Origin of the sequence: Winogradskyella epiphytica (genome assembly GCF_003217215.1) — a bacterium.
Lineage (GTDB): Bacteria > Bacteroidota > Bacteroidia > Flavobacteriales > Flavobacteriaceae > Winogradskyella > Winogradskyella epiphytica.
This window is the reverse complement of record NZ_QJTD01000001.1, coordinates 822373-840298: the sequence shown is the minus strand read 5'-3', so window position 1 is coordinate 840298 and position 17926 is coordinate 822373. Positions and strand designations below refer to the sequence as shown.

The 17926-nt window shown below is 32.8% G+C and carries 14 protein-coding genes and 1 tRNA gene; 9 read left to right on the top strand and 6 right to left on the bottom strand.

Annotated features, from left to right (window positions below; translation table 11 throughout):
- Positions 1-76 precede the first annotated feature (76 nt).
- The 5 genes from DFQ11_RS03720 (at position 77) to DFQ11_RS03700 (ending at position 4412) form a co-directional block, all read left to right on the top strand.
- Positions 77-2317 (top strand): ribonuclease R family protein, encoded by a 2241-nt coding sequence (locus DFQ11_RS03720; protein WP_110474389.1) that lies wholly within the window; start codon positions 77-79, stop codon positions 2315-2317.
- Between the two features lie 81 nt (positions 2318-2398).
- Positions 2399-2695 carry a heavy metal-binding domain-containing protein gene (locus DFQ11_RS03715; RefSeq protein ID WP_110474387.1) on the top strand — a complete coding sequence of 99 codons (297 nt, stop codon included), beginning with the start codon at positions 2399-2401 and terminating at the stop codon, positions 2693-2695.
- 74 nt (positions 2696-2769) lie between these two features.
- Positions 2770-3006, top strand: coding sequence for a hypothetical protein (locus DFQ11_RS03710; RefSeq protein ID WP_110474385.1), 237 nt, complete (start codon positions 2770-2772; stop codon positions 3004-3006).
- A gap of 10 nt (positions 3007-3016) precedes the next feature.
- Complete coding sequence (locus tag DFQ11_RS03705; RefSeq protein WP_110474382.1) at positions 3017-3688, top strand: head GIN domain-containing protein; 672 nt, start codon at positions 3017-3019, stop codon at positions 3686-3688.
- A gap of 43 nt (positions 3689-3731) precedes the next feature.
- On the top strand, positions 3732-4412 hold the full coding sequence (locus DFQ11_RS03700; RefSeq protein ID WP_110474380.1) for a LysE family translocator: 681 nt from the start codon (positions 3732-3734) through the stop codon (positions 4410-4412).
- Positions 4413-5270: 858 nt separating this feature from the next.
- Here DFQ11_RS03700 and DFQ11_RS03695 read toward each other — a convergent pair.
- The 3 genes from DFQ11_RS03695 to DFQ11_RS03685 form a co-directional block, all read right to left on the bottom strand.
- Positions 5271-5341: transfer RNA gene (locus DFQ11_RS03695), tRNA-Cys, on the bottom strand.
- A 142-nt stretch (positions 5342-5483) separates the two neighbouring features.
- Entirely contained in the window at positions 5484-5843 is a 360-nt protein-coding gene (folB, locus tag DFQ11_RS03690; RefSeq protein ID WP_110474378.1) for a dihydroneopterin aldolase, read from the bottom strand.
- A 65-nt stretch (positions 5844-5908) separates the two neighbouring features.
- Positions 5909-6109: a zinc ribbon domain-containing protein gene (locus DFQ11_RS03685; RefSeq protein WP_110474376.1), complete on the bottom strand. Its 201-nt coding sequence runs from the start codon at positions 6107-6109 to the stop codon at positions 5909-5911.
- Positions 6110-6263: 154 nt separating this feature from the next.
- Between DFQ11_RS03685 and DFQ11_RS03680 the strand changes: the two genes are divergently transcribed.
- Positions 6264-8273 carry a glutamine--tRNA ligase/YqeY domain fusion protein gene (locus DFQ11_RS03680; protein ID WP_110474374.1) on the top strand — a complete coding sequence of 670 codons (2010 nt, stop codon included), beginning with the start codon at positions 6264-6266 and terminating at the stop codon, positions 8271-8273.
- A gap of 90 nt (positions 8274-8363) precedes the next feature.
- On the opposite strand, the gene DFQ11_RS03675 is transcribed toward DFQ11_RS03680, so the two are convergent.
- The 3 genes from DFQ11_RS03675 to gltX form a co-directional block, all read right to left on the bottom strand.
- Positions 8364-8885, bottom strand: coding sequence for a hypothetical protein (locus DFQ11_RS03675; RefSeq protein WP_110474372.1), 522 nt, complete (start codon positions 8883-8885; stop codon positions 8364-8366).
- A complete protein-coding gene (locus DFQ11_RS03670; protein WP_110474370.1) occupies positions 8878-9807 on the bottom strand; it encodes an SPFH domain-containing protein in 930 nt (309 codons plus the stop codon). Before DFQ11_RS03670 ends, DFQ11_RS03675 begins: the two co-directional genes overlap by 8 nt.
- A gap of 187 nt (positions 9808-9994) precedes the next feature.
- Positions 9995-11509 (bottom strand): glutamate--tRNA ligase, encoded by a 1515-nt coding sequence (gene gltX / locus DFQ11_RS03665; protein ID WP_110474368.1) that lies wholly within the window; start codon positions 11507-11509, stop codon positions 9995-9997.
- 338 nt (positions 11510-11847) lie between these two features.
- Here gltX and DFQ11_RS03660 point away from each other — a divergent pair, with 338 nt between their 5' ends.
- The 3 genes from DFQ11_RS03660 to mnmG all read left to right on the top strand — a co-directional run bounded on the left by DFQ11_RS03660 (position 11848) and on the right by mnmG (position 17810).
- Positions 11848-15396: a DUF4175 family protein gene (locus DFQ11_RS03660; protein ID WP_110474366.1), complete on the top strand. Its 3549-nt coding sequence runs from the start codon at positions 11848-11850 to the stop codon at positions 15394-15396.
- Positions 15389-15796: an rRNA maturation RNase YbeY gene (gene ybeY, locus DFQ11_RS03655; protein ID WP_110474364.1), complete on the top strand. Its 408-nt coding sequence runs from the start codon at positions 15389-15391 to the stop codon at positions 15794-15796. The genes DFQ11_RS03660 and ybeY overlap by 8 nt, the downstream gene beginning before the upstream one ends.
- A 142-nt stretch (positions 15797-15938) precedes the next feature.
- Entirely contained in the window at positions 15939-17810 is a 1872-nt protein-coding gene (gene mnmG / locus DFQ11_RS03650; protein ID WP_110474362.1) for a tRNA uridine-5-carboxymethylaminomethyl(34) synthesis enzyme MnmG, read from the top strand.
- The last annotated feature ends 116 nt before the right edge of the window (positions 17811-17926 follow it).

Genomic DNA, 17926 nt, shown 5'->3' with positions numbered 1-17926 from the left:
AACTTGAGTAACAATCTCATCGATTTTCAAGTTAACCTAGAATAGCAATTACATATAATTAGATTACATTTATTAAATGACAAAAAAGAAAAAAAGGAAACCTTCAAATAATAAGATTTCCAACCTTACAAATACAATTCTTAGTATTTTAAAAAAAGATAGTAATCAATCTTTTAATTACAAGCAAATTGCAGCTAAACTCGGCGTTAATGATGCCAGTAGTCGCAATCAGATTATAAAAAAATTAGCGCAATTAAAGGCTAAAGAAGAAATAGTAGAAGTAGAACGTGGCAAATTTTCCGCAGTTGCTAATTCAGACTACCATAAAGGTGTCTTAGATTTAGGTTCTAAAGGAAACGGTTATATTATTTCGGACGATTTCGAAGAAGATATATTCATCGCATCGAATAATATTAATAAAGCCTTAGATGGCGATGAAGTTGAATTTCATGCTTACAAAAGAAAACATCGCGGTAAGCAAGAAGGTGAAATCACTAAAATTATTAAGCGCGCAAAAACAGAATACGTTGGTGTTATTCAAATTCACGAAAAAAAGAATTTCGCTTTTGTCGTTGTTGATGGCAATAAAATGTACACCGATATTTTTGTACCGATTAATAAAATAAACAAAGCTGAAGATGGCGACAAGGTGTTAGTATCTCTTGAAGAATGGCCAGATAAAGCAGATTCGCCTAACGGAAAAGTTATTAAAGTTTTAGGAAAACCTGGCGAACATAGTACTGAAATTCATTCGATTTTAGCAGAATATGGTTTACCTATGGAATTTCCTCAGGAAGTAGAGGAATTTGCTAATAAAATTGATACGTCGATTACTGCTGAAGAAATCGCAAAACGTCGAGATATGCGTAAAGATTTAACCTTTACCATTGATCCAAAAGATGCTAAAGATTTTGATGATGCCTTATCCTTTGAAGTTTTAGATAATGGTTTGTACGAAATAGGAATTCATATCGCCGACGTTTCTCATTATTTACAACCTGGAACTATATTAGACGATGAAGCCTATGAACGTGCTACCTCTGTGTATTTAGTAGATAGAGTAGTGCCAATGTTACCAGAAATTTTATCGAATGGCGCTTGTTCGTTAAGACCACATGAAGAGAAATATACCTTTTCTGCGGTTTTTCAAATGAACGATAAATGCGAAATTAAGAATGAATGGTTTGGAAGAACGGTCACCTATTCAGACGCGCGTTTTGCTTATGAAGAAGCTCAAGCCATTATAGAAAATAATGAAAATTTAAGCGCTGATGAGGTGCTTAAGAACAAGGAAAAAATTGATACGACCATTCCGGCAGAAGTTTCATTAACTGGAAAAGAATATCAAACCTCTGTTGAAGTCGCTCAGGCAACGATTAAAATGAACCAACTCGCCCGAAAAATGCGTTCAGAACGAATGCGAGAAGGCGCAATTTCTTTTGATAAAGTTGAAGTAAAATTCGATTTAGATGAAGAGGCAAATCCAGTTGGAGTTTTCTTCAAAACTAGTAAAGACGCTAATAAAATGATTGAAGAATTCATGTTATTAGCTAACCGAAAAGTTTCGGAATTTGTTGGAAAACAGAAACCTGAAAAAACTTTTGTTTACCGTGTTCACGATGAACCAGATGAATCTAAATTAGCCCAACTTCAAACGGTAGTAGCAAGATTTGGACATCAACTAAATTTTAAAACTAAAGGTAGTATTGCTTCATCTTTAAATAATTTATTACAAGATGTTGTTGGTAAAAAAGAACAAAATTTAGTAGATACATTGACGATAAGAACCATGTCTAAAGCTGAATATACGACTGAAAATATTGGTCATTACGGTTTAGCTTTCGATTATTACAGTCATTTTACCTCACCAATTCGACGTTATCCAGATGTCATGGCGCATCGTTTATTACAGCGATATTTAGATGGCGAACCTTCGGCTAACCAAGAAGTTTATGAAGAAAAATGTAAGCATTCTAGTGATATGGAATACTTAGCCACTAGAGCAGAGCGTGATTCTATCAAGTATATGCAGATTCGTTTTATGCAAGATCATGAAGATGAAGAATTCTTAGGTGTAATTTCTGGGGTTACTGACTGGGGAATTTATATTGAAATTATTTCGAATAAATGTGAAGGAATGGTGAGTGTTAGAGATATGAAAGACGATCATTATCAATTCGACCAAGATCAATATGCTATGATTGGTAAAAAAACTGGAACTATGTATCAGCTTGGTGATGAAGTTATTGTGAAGGTTAAAAATGCAGATTTAGTTAAAAAGCATTTAGACTTTTATATGATTGGAAAACCTGAATAATTCCAAAACTTCTATTAACAAATTATGTAGAGACGAATTTCATTAGTATTGGTGAAATTTGTTTAAATAAAACTTAGTACAATGATTCTTACTACAACCAACTCAATTGAAGGTCACAAAATTATTAATTACCTAGGTATAGTTACTGGAGTATCTATTAATAAAGAAGTGATTTCTATGGGATTTAGTATGGCTAAATACTATACAAAAATGCAGGAAAGTGTAGATATAGTTAAAGAACAGGCATTTCAGAGTTTACAAGAAAATGCTGAAAAACTGAATGCAAATGCCGTAGTTGGTATTAAAGTTGAAATAGAACTTACTACTTCTAATTATGCCATGGTTTCTGTTACGGGTACTGCAGTTAAAGTGGTCTAAGTAATTAATCAGTCCGTTCATTATTAATAATTCGTAAGTAATTGCGAATTGCATATGAATTTTATAAAAAATATATGAAAACAAGTACAAAAGCTGGTCTATACGTTTTTTTAATATTCACCGTTATTTATATAACAGTTAGATTTAGTATACAAGCGTTTTTTGTAGATATTAATCAAATGGTTTTAGCTGTAATATCAGCAATGATAACCGTGATATTTACACCACAAAGACGTATAATAAAAAAGAAAAATGGTGATGAAATTAAACTCAAGTGGTTTTTCAGTAAGAAAGTAATTACCATAACATAAGAATTCAAGTATGAAATATTTTATATTTTTTGTAGCATTAACTTTAGGTATATCGTTAAATGCTCAAGAATCTATTGAAAAAAATATTGGAGAATTTTCAACAGTAAAAGTCTATGATTTAATCCATCTTAAAATGATTAAATCGAAGGAAAATAAAGTAGTTGTTTCAGGAAGAAATAGAAACGATGTTGAAGTTGTAATTAAAAATGGACAACTTAAAATTCGCATGAATTTTCAAAAAATATTTGATGGAAATGATACGGTAGTGATTTTATATTACAATGCTGTAGATGTGATTGATGCTAATGAAGGCTCAAAAGTAACGGTAAGGGATGTTTTAGATCAGTATGAAGTGGATTTAAGAGTTCAAGAAGGCGCTGAAATTACTGCGGCCTTAAAAACTACGTATTCAAATTTTAAAGCCGTTACAGGAGGTATTATCAATGTTACAGGAAGTTCTGATCAACAGAATATTACTATTTATACTGGAGGATTCTTTAATGGTAAAGACTTTATTACCAAGACATCAGAGATCAATATAAATGCCGGTGGTGAAGCTTATATTCATACTACAGAATCGGCAAACGTTAAGGTTAAAGCTGGTGGATCGGTTTATATTTATGGAAAACCTAAGCAAATAGAAGAAAACACTGTACTTGGTGGTTCAATAAAACGTATGTAAACTCGTCTGAGTTTCTTACATTTGTGTAAACCGCGAGATTTACATGTTAGACGATATATTTGCAGCGATTCCTTTCGGAATAATTTTAGCATTTACTATTGGTCCTGTGTTTTTTGTTTTATTGGAAACCAGTGCAACCAAAGGATTTACTAGTGCCCTTATTTTTGATTTAGGTGTAATTTTGGCCGATATCATATTTATCGCTGTCGCCTTTTTTAGTACTAACCGTCTTATTGACAAGATAAAAGACGATCCGAATATTTTAATTTTTGGTGGCGTTCTCTTAATCGTCTATGGTCTTATTTCCTTTATAAAAACTTCTAAATCATTTCGGTCAATCGTCCGAGAACACCATAGAATTCATCTCCCAAAGAAGGATTATGGTAAACTGTTTATAAAAGGGTTTTTACTTAACTTTATTAACATTGGTGTATTATTAGGTTGGTTAGGTTTTATAGTTATTGGGACTTCAATAACTAAGTCAGAAAATGGAGTTATGGTTTTTATAACAACCATGTTAATCACTTATTTTATAACTGATCTGTTTAAGATAGCAGCCGCAAAACGTTTAAAAAGTAAACTCACTCCTCGACGTGTTTTTAAAACCAAGAAAATTGTAGCCTTAGTGATATTGGGCTTTGGAATTTTACTATTAACACAAGGACTATTCCCAGAAATTTACGAGAAAAGTAAGGAACAAATTGAACGGGTTAATCCTATTTAAATATAGATTATTATTAAAATCTAAAGTTTCCTTTTCAATATAACAATCTATAAAGACAATTAATGCTAGTAGGCTATTTTGACTATTTAATTATTGGAATTTTAGTATATATAAATATTAGGATTTGGAATAATTATTAGGCCAAAATTGTAGGTTGTATTGGTATTGCACTCCTATTTGGATTATTTCTACCCTTAATTTCAATGATAATTGAACTGTCAATTATAGCTGAATGGACAGACAGTTTTGAAATGGTTTATACATATTTAAAGTTTCCGATTTATTGGCTAATCGGAATCCTTCAATTGATAATTGTAATAATAAATTTGAGTGTAAATAATACTAATAAGCAAAAAGTAAAAGACAGTATTTAAGAATTTTAATAGCGTTGGACTTAATCTACTATTTTTAAAATTAAGTATTAAGAACAGTTCATATTTTGTTGAAGGCTAATCTGAAATATCGCGCGGATTCGAATCGTGTAACTCTTAATCAAAATTTTCTAAAAATTTAAAATTAAAAACCTTCAACAAAAGATGATGGCATATTTTAAGTGAGTTGTCGAGTGGATTCGAAGCGCGTAACTCTTAATAAAATTTTCTAAAAATTTAAAATAAAAAAAATCTTCAACAAAAGATGAAGGTATATTTTAACTGAGTTGTCGAGTGGATTCGAAGCGCGTCACTCTTAATAAAAATTTTCTAAAAATTTAAAATAAAAAACACCTTCAACAAAAGCAGAAGGTTCATTTTAACTGAGGTGTCGAGTGGATTCGAAGCGCGCCACTCTTAATAAAAATTTTCTAAAAATTTAAAATAAAAAAAACCTTCAACAAAAGTTGAAGGTTCATTTTAACTGAGGTGTCGAGCGGATTCGAACCGCTGTAGATGGTGTTGCAGACCACTGCCTAGCCACTCGGCCACGACACCCTAATTCCCTAATAAATCAGGATTCTTGTTAAGGCTAACAAGAGCGCAAATATAAAAATTATATATGGTATAGCAAGTGAAATTTTAAATCTAGTATTAAAAAAATCTAGGTTTAATTGCTATTTCACCTCAAAGTCTCTCACTATTTTCGTTTTTGAGACATTTTTATAGTCACCATCTCGACATCACCACCAATCGGAGGATTAATTTTACTCACTGCAACGGTGGCTTTGGTGATTAATCGATTGCCTTTAAAAACACGATTTAAGATACGTTGTGCAACCGTTTCGAGCAATTTGGAAGGAATAGCCATTTCCTCTCTAACCACTTTATTTAAAAATACGTAATCTACTGTATCGCTTAATTCATCTGTCTTTGAAGACTTTTTTAAATTTGCTTTTATCTCCAAATCAACTCTATAATCACTACCAATAGCGGTTTCCTCTTTTAAGCAACCATGATTGGCAAAAACTCTGATATTTTCAACTTTAATTATTCCCATAAGTCAAAAGTAATATTACTAATGGCACTTCGTGTTAAATTTTTCAAGAAATTATATCTAAAAATTTAATGAGTAAACAAATCAAAGATATTACTTAATGCTCCAGTTTTAGCTTTATAAAACTCGGTATAACTGCACCTTTTACAAGTTACTGAGCTAAATTTCTTATTCTGAATATCAAATATTTTTGTTAATAATCCACCTGTAGTTCTTATTTCACCAAGCTCATAGGTACGATTATCGCATTTCGGACATTTATAATTCATTTTTAATAGTTTAAGTTCATTGATACTATCAGTGTAAAAAAGTGAATAAATGTTACATTTTGCTTAATTTTGCCAACCGGATTAATGAGGTTAGAAATTGTAATTTTATTAGATTTTTATCATCGAATTATTCCTAACAGCTAATACCTAAAAGATGTCAGAAGAAACAAAAGCACTCAATTTTATTGAGCATATCATAGAGGAAGATCTCGCTAATGGTTTACCAAAAGAAAAACTTCGTTTTCGTTTTCCTCCAGAACCAAATGGTTATTTACATATTGGTCATACTAAAGCTATTGGAATTAGTTTCGGCTTGGGTGAAAAATATAATGCGCCTGTAAATCTTAGATTTGATGATACCAATCCATCAAAAGAGGAGCAGGAATATGTAGATGCTATAAAACGTGATATTGCTTGGTTAGGGTACAAATGGGAAAATGAATTGTATTCTTCTGATTATTTCCAAACCTTGTATGATTGGGCAGTTCAGATGATTAAAGATGGAAAAGCTTATGTAGATAGTCAGTCTTCTGAAGCTATGGCCGAACAGAAAGGAACACCAACTCAGGTAGGAACTAATAGTCCGTATAGAGATCGTAGTGTTGAAGAAAACTTGGATTTATTCCAACGTATGAAAGCAGGAGAATTTCCAGCAGGAACACATGTACTTCGTGCTAAAATTGATATGGAAGATCCTAATATGCTTATGCGTGATCCAATTATGTATCGTATTATGTATGCACATCACCATAGAACTAAAGATGATTGGTGTATTTACCCTATGTACGATTGGACACATGGTGAAAGTGATTATTTAGAACAAATTTCACACTCCTTATGTTCTTTAGAGTTTAAACCACATAGAAAGCTTTACGATTGGTTTAGAGACCACGTTTATGAATACAGTAAGGATGAATTGCCTCTAGCACCAAAGCAGCGAGAATTTGCTCGTTTAAATCTAAGTTATACCATCATGAGTAAGCGTAAACTATTACGTTTGGTTGAAGAAGGTATTGTATCGGGTTGGGACGATCCACGTATGCCAACCATTTCAGGTTTACGTCGTCGTGGTTATACCCCAAATTCTATCCGTCAGTTTATTAAAAAAGTGGGTGTAGCTAAACGTGAAAACGTCATAGATGTTTCGCTTCTAGAATTTTGTGTACGTGAAGATTTAAATAAGTCAGCTAATCGTGTGATGGCTGTTTTAGATCCTTTAAAAGTCGTAATTACTAATTATCCTGAAGATAAAGAGGAATGGTTAGAAGCTGAAAATAATCAGGAAGATGAAGCGGCTGGTTTCAGAAAAGTGCCATTTTCAAGAGAAATATATATTGAGAAGGATGATTTTAAAGAAGAAGCTGGAAGTAAATTCTTTAGATTGAAGTTAGGTGGTGAAGTCCGTTTGAAAAATGCCTACATCATTAAAGCTAATTCTGTGGTAAAGGATGATCATGGAAATATTTTAGAAGTTCACTGTACTTATGATGAAGATACCTCTAAAAAGGTAAAAGGAACATTGCATTGGGTTTCTGTAAAACATGCTATTACAGCTGAAGTTAGAGAATACGATCGTTTATTTATGCACGAATCGCCAGATGGTGATAAGGATAAAGATTTTATGGACTATTTAAATCCGAATTCTTTAACCATTAAAACAGGTTATTTAGAACCAAGTTTAGCAGAAGCTAAAGTAGGAGAGCAGTTTCAATTTCAACGTATAGGTTATTTTAATGTTGATAACGATTCAACTCCTGAAAAATTAGTCTTCAATAAAACGGTAGGTTTACGAGATAGTTGGGAAAAGCAAAAGCCGAAGCCGCAGACGAATCAAAATCAAAATAAACCTAAGCAACAGCAACAAAAACGTTCTGCGATTAGTGTGATTCAACAATTAGGTAAGAAATACACCAATTTACCGGAAGAAAAGCAATTAAAATCTAAGGCAGAAATACAAGAGCTTGCTAAAGAGGTCTCTTATGACGATTTAGAGCCTTTATTTGGCACTGCTGTTAAAAAAGCAGGTACACGCATTGCAACTTTAATTGCGTTGAAAGAATTGCTTAAAAATGGCTTAGAACGAAATGACGCTATAAATGAATTTATAGAGAAAGCTAAAGAGGATAAAAATGAAATTTTAGTCGCTGAAGCTACTGATCTATAAGCTTGAAATAATGAATACCAATAAAAAAACCTCGAAATTAATGTTTCGAGGTTTTTTTGTGTTGATACTAAAGTGTTAGAATATTATAATCTAATCTTGGATTGGCTCTACTTTTACATCATCTTCTGGAATACTAAGTTTCGTTTCAAAATTTGGCAGAATTTGATTTTTTAAAGCGTCATTTTTCAATTGACTGGCTTCAATAAACCACCAATGTTTATCCGCTTCATTATAAATTCCAAGTAAATAACTTTTTGAAGATATACGTTGGTTAGACATCACCATTTGATTGAAATTTTCAACCACACATCTGTATTGACCTTGTTCTTTTACAATTTCAGATACACCAATAACTTCGGCTTTTTCAAATACAAATCCTTGAGATAACATGCCTTCATAAGTGGCTTGTATGACTTTTAAAGCCGCATCTTTTCCTCCCATCATGTCCAGTGCAGATGGAAGTGTATATTTTAAAACAGTGTCAAAATCCATTTTTATAGTAGCGCTTGACGTTGCTTTGGCATCTTTTAAAGCCTCTGTTTTAGTTTGAGCAAATACACTTGTACCAAACATTAATGCTACTACAAGAGTTATTGATTTTAGTTTATTCATCCTTTTTCTTGTTTTTTGCGTTTTTCATAGCTTCTCCAATTTGGTTACTCGCTGTAAAACTAGCGACCATATCATTTAGCATTTGGCTTCCTGCTTGTGGAGAATTTGGTAATAAGATTAAATTAGAATTAGTTTCACTTCCAATAGCTTGTAAAGTATCGTAATGTTGTGTTACAACGATTAGTGCAGAAGCTTCTTGACTATTAATACCTACACGATTTAAAACATCTACAGATTCTTCTAAACCTCTTGCAATTTCACGACGTTGATCGGCGATACCCTGTCCTTGTAATCGCTTGCTTTCTGCTTCGGCTTTTGCTTTTTCAACAATTAGAATACGTTGTGCATCTCCTTCATATTGTGCTGCTGTTTTTTCTCTATCGGCAGCATTAATACGGTTCATCGCTATTTTTACTTGAGGATCTGGATCAATATCTGTTACTAAAGTTCTAATAATATCAAAACCATAATCCATCATAGCGTCGTTTAATTCACTTTTTACAGCTACAGCAATATCATCCTTCTTCACAAAAACATCATCTAATTTCATTTTTGGAACTTCGGCACGTACCACATCAAAAACATAAGAGGTGATTTGCTCATGCGGATAATCTAATTTATAAAAAGCATCGTAAACTTTTTCTGTAACTACCTTATACTGTACAGAAACTTTTAGTTTCACAAATACATCATCTAAGGTTTTGGTTTCAACAATAACATCTAATTGTTGAATTTTTAAACTCAACCGACCAGCAACACGGTCTACTAATGGAATTTTCATACGTAATCCCGAATGACGAATACTTTGAAATCTACCGAAACGTTCAATAATTGCAGCAGTTTGCTGTTTCACCATAAAAAATGATGATGCTAAAATGATTAATCCAAAAAATATAATTGGAATTAGAATAATTTGACCCATAACAAGATTTTTAAGTTTAATTAATACAAGAGATTAAAAGTAAGTCAATTTGCATTTTTTGAAATTGATATTATCTGCTTTTAAAGATAGTATGAAAATCATACACTTTGTAGTATAAGTATACAAAGTCTATAATTTGTTACAATACTTGATTATTAAACCTAAAAATTAAGAGAACTAAAAATCTTTAAACGTGCTCTAAAAGATGTTCTATTCGTTTCACCGTTTCGGCTTTACCAATCATAAACATGATGTCAAAAACATCTGGTCCTTGTAAAGCGCCAACTAAAGCTAAGCGTAAAGGCATCATTACTTTTCCAAAACCAATTTCGTTATCTGTAATCCAACCTTTTATTTTTGCTTGTAAATTCTGAACCGTAAATTCTTTAGTTAAGGTCACTAAATTTATGACTTCTTGAAGTAAATCTTGAGTTTCCTCTTTTACGGCTTTTTTAAATGCTTTTTCATCATATTCTGATGGCGAAGTGAAAAAGAAGTGACTTAAATCCCAAAAATCGTGAATAAACGTCGCACGTTCTTTTACTAAACCAACCACTAAAGCCACAAAGTTTACATCAATATCAGTTAACTCAGGACGCAGGGCTTTAAATTGCTCCGCTAAATCTAAATCCAATTGTTCTTGCATATAATGGTGATTAAACCATTTCGTTTTATCAGGATCGAAACGAGCACCAGCTTTATTAACTCTAGCTAAATCAAAATCTTTTACTAATTCATCTAAACTAAATAATTCTTGTTCTGTTCCAGGATTCCATCCCAAGAATGCTAAGAAATTCACAACAGCTTCTGGAAAGTATCCATCTTCTCTATAACCTTTAGAAACTGTTCCGTCTGGAGCTGTATACTCTAATGGGAATACAGGGAAACCTAATTTATCACCATCACGTTTACTTAATTTTCCTTTGCCTGTTGGTTTTAGAATTAATGGTAAATGTGCAAATTCAGGGGCTTCCCATCCAAAAGCATCATATAATAATTTATGTAATGCTAAAGAAGGCAACCACTCTTCACCTCGAATAACATGTGTAATTTCCATTAAATGGTCGTCTACAATATTCGCTAAGTGATAGGTTGGCATACCATCACTTTTAAATAAAACTTTATCGTCTAATATATTGGTATCAATGGTAATATTTCCACGGATAATATCTGTAAGATGTAAGGTTTCATCTTGTGGTGATTTAAATCGAACAACGTAATCTTCACCAGCTTCAATTTTTGCTTTAGTTTCCTCTTCAGTTAATACTAAAGAATTTACCAAGCGTCCTTTTTCACGATTATGCCAGTTGTAGATAAACGTTTTGCCTTCAGCTTCATGACCTTTTCGTTCAGCGTCTAATTGTTCGGCTGTATCAAAAGCATAATACGCTTTACCATTAGCAATTAATTGATCTGCGTATTGTTTGTATATGTGTTTACGCTCACTTTGTCTGTATGGACCAAACTTTTCGTTCTTATTTGGACCTTCATCATAGGCAATTCCACACCAATTTAAAGCTTCAGTAATATAGTCTTCTGCGCCTTCAACATAGCGGTTTTGATCTGTATCTTCAATTCTGAGGATAAAATCTCCACCGTGTTTTTTAGCGAATAAATAGTTGAATAAGGCAGTTCTTACACCACCAATATGCAAAGGTCCTGTTGGACTTGGTGCAAAACGCACACGTACTTTTTTAGACATAATAAAGGTTGAATTTATACTGAACGTCACACAGAAGGCAGTCGAAGTATTTTCGATAGGCTATGGTGCAGTTCTAATACAGCAAAGATAGTTTGATAAGATTATAGAACAAAGAAAATAGGAGAGAGAATAAGGTGATTTCGATTCTCGAACGTAGATAAAACTTGAGTAAGAAAATAATAAGGACCTTTATCTAAGGTCGAAATCGGCGCTAAACTCCTTTTTTAACAGCAAAAGGCCTTAAATTAACAGAATCTTATCAATTTTACCGAAATTGCAATTGAAATAAATTTGTAGATTACATAGTTATAAATAAAAGTGAGGCTTATCAGCTAAAAATGAGCAATTTCAAAACCATACAAAACAAATTAGAAGAGTTCATTAAAAGGTATTATACCAATGAACTTTTAAAAGGCGCCATTCTATTTTTCGCTATTGGCTTGTTATATCTTATTGTGACCTTATTTGTAGAGTATGTACTATGGTTAAATCCAAGGGCTAGAACTATTTTATTTTGGACGTTTATCGCGGTAGAATTCGCCCTATTTGTCAAATTTATTGCTATTCCATTAGCTCACTTATTTAAACTTAGAAAGGGAATTGATTTTGAAACGGCTTCCAAATTAATTGGAAATCATTTTCCAGAAGTAAACGATAAACTACTGAATGTGCTTCAACTTAATCAAAGTTCACATCAGTCAGATTTATTAATGGCGAGTATAGAGCAGAAGTCAAGAGTATTGCAACCGATTCCTTTTAAATCTGCCATAAATTTTAAATCGAATACTAAATATTTAAAATATGCAGCCATTCCTATTGCTATTTTATTGTTGTCGTTGGTCACTGGTAAAATAAATTGGTTCAGTGATAGTTATGAGCGTGTTGTAAATTATAAAACCGCTTATGAACCGCCAGCACCATTTCAGTTTTTTGTATTGAATGAATCGCTTCAAGCTATAGAAAACAAGGATTTTAAATTGAATATTTCAACTGTTGGAGATGTGATTCCAGAGAATGCACAGATCAAATTTAAGGGTCAATCTTACTTTTTACAACAAGTAGCACCAGGTGAATTTCAATATACCTTCAGTCTTCCTAAAGAGACAGTAGAATTTACCTTATCGGCCAATGGCGTCACCTCAAAGCCTTATAAATTAAACGTGGTGAACACACCAAATCTCCTCAATTTTGAAATGGTATTAGATTATCCATCTCATACTAAAAAGCAAGATGAAGTATTAAAAAGCACAGGTTCTGCGGTTATTCCTGAAGGCACAAATGTGACGTGGAGAGCTAAAACTAAATCCACCACGGGAGTCCATATTTATGCTGAAGATACCTTAAGATTTAAAGCTAGTGACAACGGAAATTTTGAAGCTTCAAAACGTCTTTATAACAATTATAATTACAGCATAACTACGAGTAATGACGAGCTTAAGGATTACGAAAATTTAGCCTATAATATAAATGTAATTAAGGACAGTTATCCTGAATTAAATATTAAAGTTCAAGTAGACACCTTGGATCAGCAAAGCCTTTATTTCTATGGACAGGCGAGTGACGACTATGGTTTAAGCAAGTTGCAATTGGTGTATTATCCTTCGGAAGATGAAAGTAAAAAAGTGATTGAACCGATTCATATATCACAATCAAATTTTTCGGAGTTTGTTAGTGCTTTTCCAAATCAATTTAATTTAGAAGAAGGCGTAAGTTATCAATTGTATTTTGAAGTATACGATAATGATGCACTTCACAATTATAAGCGTACAAAAAGTTCTATTTATAGCTATAGAAAGTTAACTAAAGACGAAGAAGAGCAGAAGCAGCTTAATGAGCAGAATGAAACCATAAAAGATATTAGTAGAACCTTTGATAAACTTCAAGAGCAAGATAAAAAACTTGAAGAGTTAACAAAGACTCAAAAGGAAAAAGAAAGTCTGAATTTTAACGATAAGAAAAAGTTTGAAGAATTTTTAAAGCGTCAGAAGCAACAAGAACAGTTGATGAAAAACTTCAACAAAAAACTTCAAGATAATTTAGAGGAATTTCAAAAGGATGAAAAGAAAGACGATCAATTTAAAGAAGATTTAAAGGAACGTCTCAAGGAAAATGAAGAGAAACTAAAACAAGACGAAAAACTTCTAGAAGAACTTGAAAAATTAAAAGACAAGATTAATAAGGAAGAGTTTACTCAAAAACTGGAAGAATTAGCCAAGCAGAATAAGAATAAGCAACGTAGTATGCAACAGTTGTTGGAATTAACTAAGCGTTTTTATGTGATGAAAAAGGCTGAGAAAATTTCTAAACAATTAGACGAATTATCTGAAGCGCAAGAAAAATTAGCTAAAAAGGAAAACGAAAATACTAAAGAGGCTCAAGAAGAACTCAATAAGAAATTTGACGAGATTCAAAAGGATCTTGAAGAATTGAAACGCGATGATAGGCGTTTACAAAAGCCGTTAGATATACCAAGAGACGAATTTCTTGAAGATGGCGTTAAGTTCGATCAAAAGGAGGCTAAGGAAGCCTTAGAGAAGAAAGAACAGAGTGAATCTGACCAAAAACCACAGGAAGCCGAAGAAGATCAGAAGAAAGCTGAAGAACGCCAAAAAAAGGCAGCTAAGAAAATGAAGGAGATGAGTAAAATGATGCAGGCCATGGCAGGAGGAGGTGGTGGTGGCGACCAAATGGCTGAAGACATTGATATGCTTCGTAAAATTCTAAAGAATTTACTGCTGTATTCATTTGATCAAGAAGATTTGATGGAAACCTTTAGATCCATTGATATAAATAATAATAAATATGGAAAATATATTATTCAACAAAACAACCTAAGGGAACATTTTGAGCATATAGATGATAGTTTATTCGCATTATCTTTAAGACAACCTAAGTTATCTGAAAAGGTAAATACGCATATTACAGACGTCTATTTTAACGTGGATAAGGCTTTATCTGAACTTACAGAAAACAGAATTTATCAAGGTGTAGGAGCACAGCAATACGCTATAACAGCTACTAATGAATTGGCGAGTTTTTTAAGTGATGTTTTAGATAATATGGAATCTGAAATGATGCCTTCCTCAGGTTCTGGATCGGGTGAAGAACAGTTACAAGACATTATTATGAGTCAAGAAGAGCTCAATAAACAAATGGAAGAAGGACTTAAGAAAAGTGAAGAAGGTAAAGAAGGAGAAGAAGGAGAAAAAGGTGAAGGTGAGGCCCCTGGTGAAGAGGGTAAGGAAGGAGAAGGTAAAAAACCAGGTGACCAAGGTCAGGACGGTAAAGAAGGTGAAAGTGGTAAAAGTGGTCAAGATGGAAAATCTGGCGAAGGGAATCAAAGCGGTCAGAATGGAAAGAATGGCAAAGGGGGAAAAAATGGAAAGGATGGAAAAAATAATGGAGAAGCTAAGGAAGGTGAAGGTGATGGCGAAGGTAAAAAGAATGATGGTTATGGAGAGGGTGGAAGTGAAGAACAGAATGGTGAGTTATTTAAAATTTATCAGCAACAACAATTATTACGTCAAGCCTTAGAAAACAAATTAGCTAAAGAAGGAAAAATTGAATCTGCTGGAGCACTTATAAAGCAGATGGAAGAGATTGAATTAGATTTATTAAATACAGGATTTACCAATCAAACGCTTCAGAAAATGATGGATTTACAACACCAATTGTTAAAATTGGAAAATGCCTCCTTTATGCAGGGCCAAGATTCTAAACGTAAATCAGAGACCAATAAAGAAGAATTTAATCAGACCAACCCTAGCCAAATTCCAACAGCTAAACAATATTTTAATACTACTGAAATTTTAAATAGACAAGCCTTACCTTTGCAAAATCATTTTATGAAGAAAATTCAAGAGTATTTTAAAAAGACCAATGATTAGTTTTAACTACGAAACCGAGTTTTTAATTCAAGACGAAAAGAAAGTTACTGACTGGATTATAAACACCATATTAGAAGAAGGCTGTAAAGAAGGCGAGATTCATTACATTTTTGTGGATGATGATTATCTACATAAATTAAATGTCGATTTTCTCAATCACGATACCTTAACAGACATTATTAGTTTTGATTATTCAGTAGGAAAAGAACTACATGGTGAAATCTATATTTCCATAGATCGTGTTAAAGAAAATGCCGAAGAATTTAAGGTCACTTTTGATGATGAACTTGCTCGAGTAATGATTCACGGAATTTTACATTATTGTGGATATAAAGACAAGTCGGATGATGAGGAGAAATTAATGCGATCGAAAGAGGATTATTATCTGTCGAAAAGATAAAAAGACGAAGTATATAATTGTTCCACGTGGAACAATTTAAAATTATTCGGTTGGAATCTATTTTTATATGGTGTTCGTATATCGAATTTGACACTCTATAAAAGGATAAAATATATATTTAAGATTATTAAAAGAAGTTAATATGTTTAACGAAGAATATGATGTTATTGTTGTAGGTGCAGGTCATGCAGGAAGTGAGGCTGCGGCAGCTGCTGCAAATATGGGAAGCAAAACATTATTGATTACAATGAATCTTCAGAATATCGCACAGATGTCTTGTAATCCAGCGATGGGTGGAATAGCAAAGGGACAAATTGTGAGAGAGATTGATGCGCTTGGTGGTTATAGTGGAATTGTGTCTGATACCTCTGCGATTCAATTTAAAATGTTGAATAAATCTAAAGGACCTGCAATGTGGAGTCCAAGAGTTCAAAGTGATAGAATGCGTTTTGCAGAAGATTGGAGATTACGATTGGAAGCAACACCGAATCTTGATTTTTATCAGGAAATGGTTTCTGGACTTTTAGTAAAAAATCACAAAGTGGTTGGCGTTAAAACTTCTCTCGGAATTGAAATAAAAGCGAAGACCGTTGTCTTAACCAATGGAACTTTTTTAAATGGATTGATTCATATTGGAGATAAAAATTTCGGTGGAGGTAGAGCAGGTGAAAAAGCCGCGACAGGAATTACAGAGCAACTCGTAGAATTAGGATTTGAATCAGGAAGAATGAAAACAGGTACTCCTCCTAGAGTGGATGGTCGTTCCTTAGATTTTTCTAAAATGATTGAACAACCTGGTGATGAACATCCAGAAAAATTTTCTTACTTAGATATTACGAAACCATTAAAGGAACAACGCTCTTGTCATATGACGCATACAAGTGAATTAGTTCACGATTTGTTGCGTGAAGGTTTTGATCGTTCACCAATGTTTAATGGAAGAATTAAAAGTGTTGGTCCAAGATATTGTCCATCTATTGAAGATAAAATTAATCGTTTTGCTGATAAAGATAAACATCAATTATTTGTAGAGCCTGAAGGGTGGAATACTTGTGAAGTTTATGTCAATGGATTCTCTACGTCTCTACCGGAAGATGTTCAATTTAAAGCATTACGATCTGTAGTGGGATTTGAAAATGTGAAATTCTTTAGACCAGGATATGCTATAGAATATGATTATTTTCCACCTACACAATTGAAACATACTTTAGAAACTAAGTTGGTTGATGGACTGTATTTCGCAGGTCAGATTAATGGAACAACGGGATATGAAGAAGCGGCTTCTCAAGGATTGATGGCTGGAATTAACGCTAGTTTAAAAGTACAAGAAAAAGATGCTTTTACATTGCAACGTGATGAAGCTTATATAGGTGTTTTAATTGACGATCTAATTACAAAAGGTACTGAGGAGCCTTATAGAATGTTTACTTCTCGTGCAGAATATAGAACGCTGTTAAGACAAGATAATGCTGATTTTAGATTGACGCCTAAGTCTTATGAATTAGGATTGGCTTCTAGAGAACGTTTAGAAAGAATGGAGGAGAAGCAGGCAAAATCTGCTGCATTTGTACAGTTTTTTAGAGATACTAGTGTGACTCCTGAAGAAGCAAATCCTGTATTAGAATCAAAAAAATCGTCTCCAGTAAAACAGCAAGATAAAATGTTTAAGTTATTTGCGAGACCGAATATTATCATTGAAGATATGAAGCAATTTGAATCAGTGGAGAAGTATTTAAAAGAACATGATTTAGATTCTGAGGTTATCGAGCAAACCGAAATTCAGGTGAAATATTCTGGATATATAGAGAAGGAAAAGAATAATGCAGATAAGTTAAATCGTCTGGAAAATTTAAAAATCCCTTCTAATTTTGACTATTCAAAATTAAAATCTATGAGTATGGAGGCGCGTCAAAAATTAGAAAAAATCAGACCGGTTACAATTTCTCAGGCGTCCAGAATAAGTGGTGTTTCTCCAAATGATATTTCCGTTTTGTTGGTTTATTTGGGTAGATAATAAAATTGTTCCACGTGAAACAATTTGATTTTTGAGACTTTCTTTGAATTAAAAATGAATACCTGGAAGTTATCGATTATCATAAATTTTAACGAAGAATAGACCTCAATTATCAA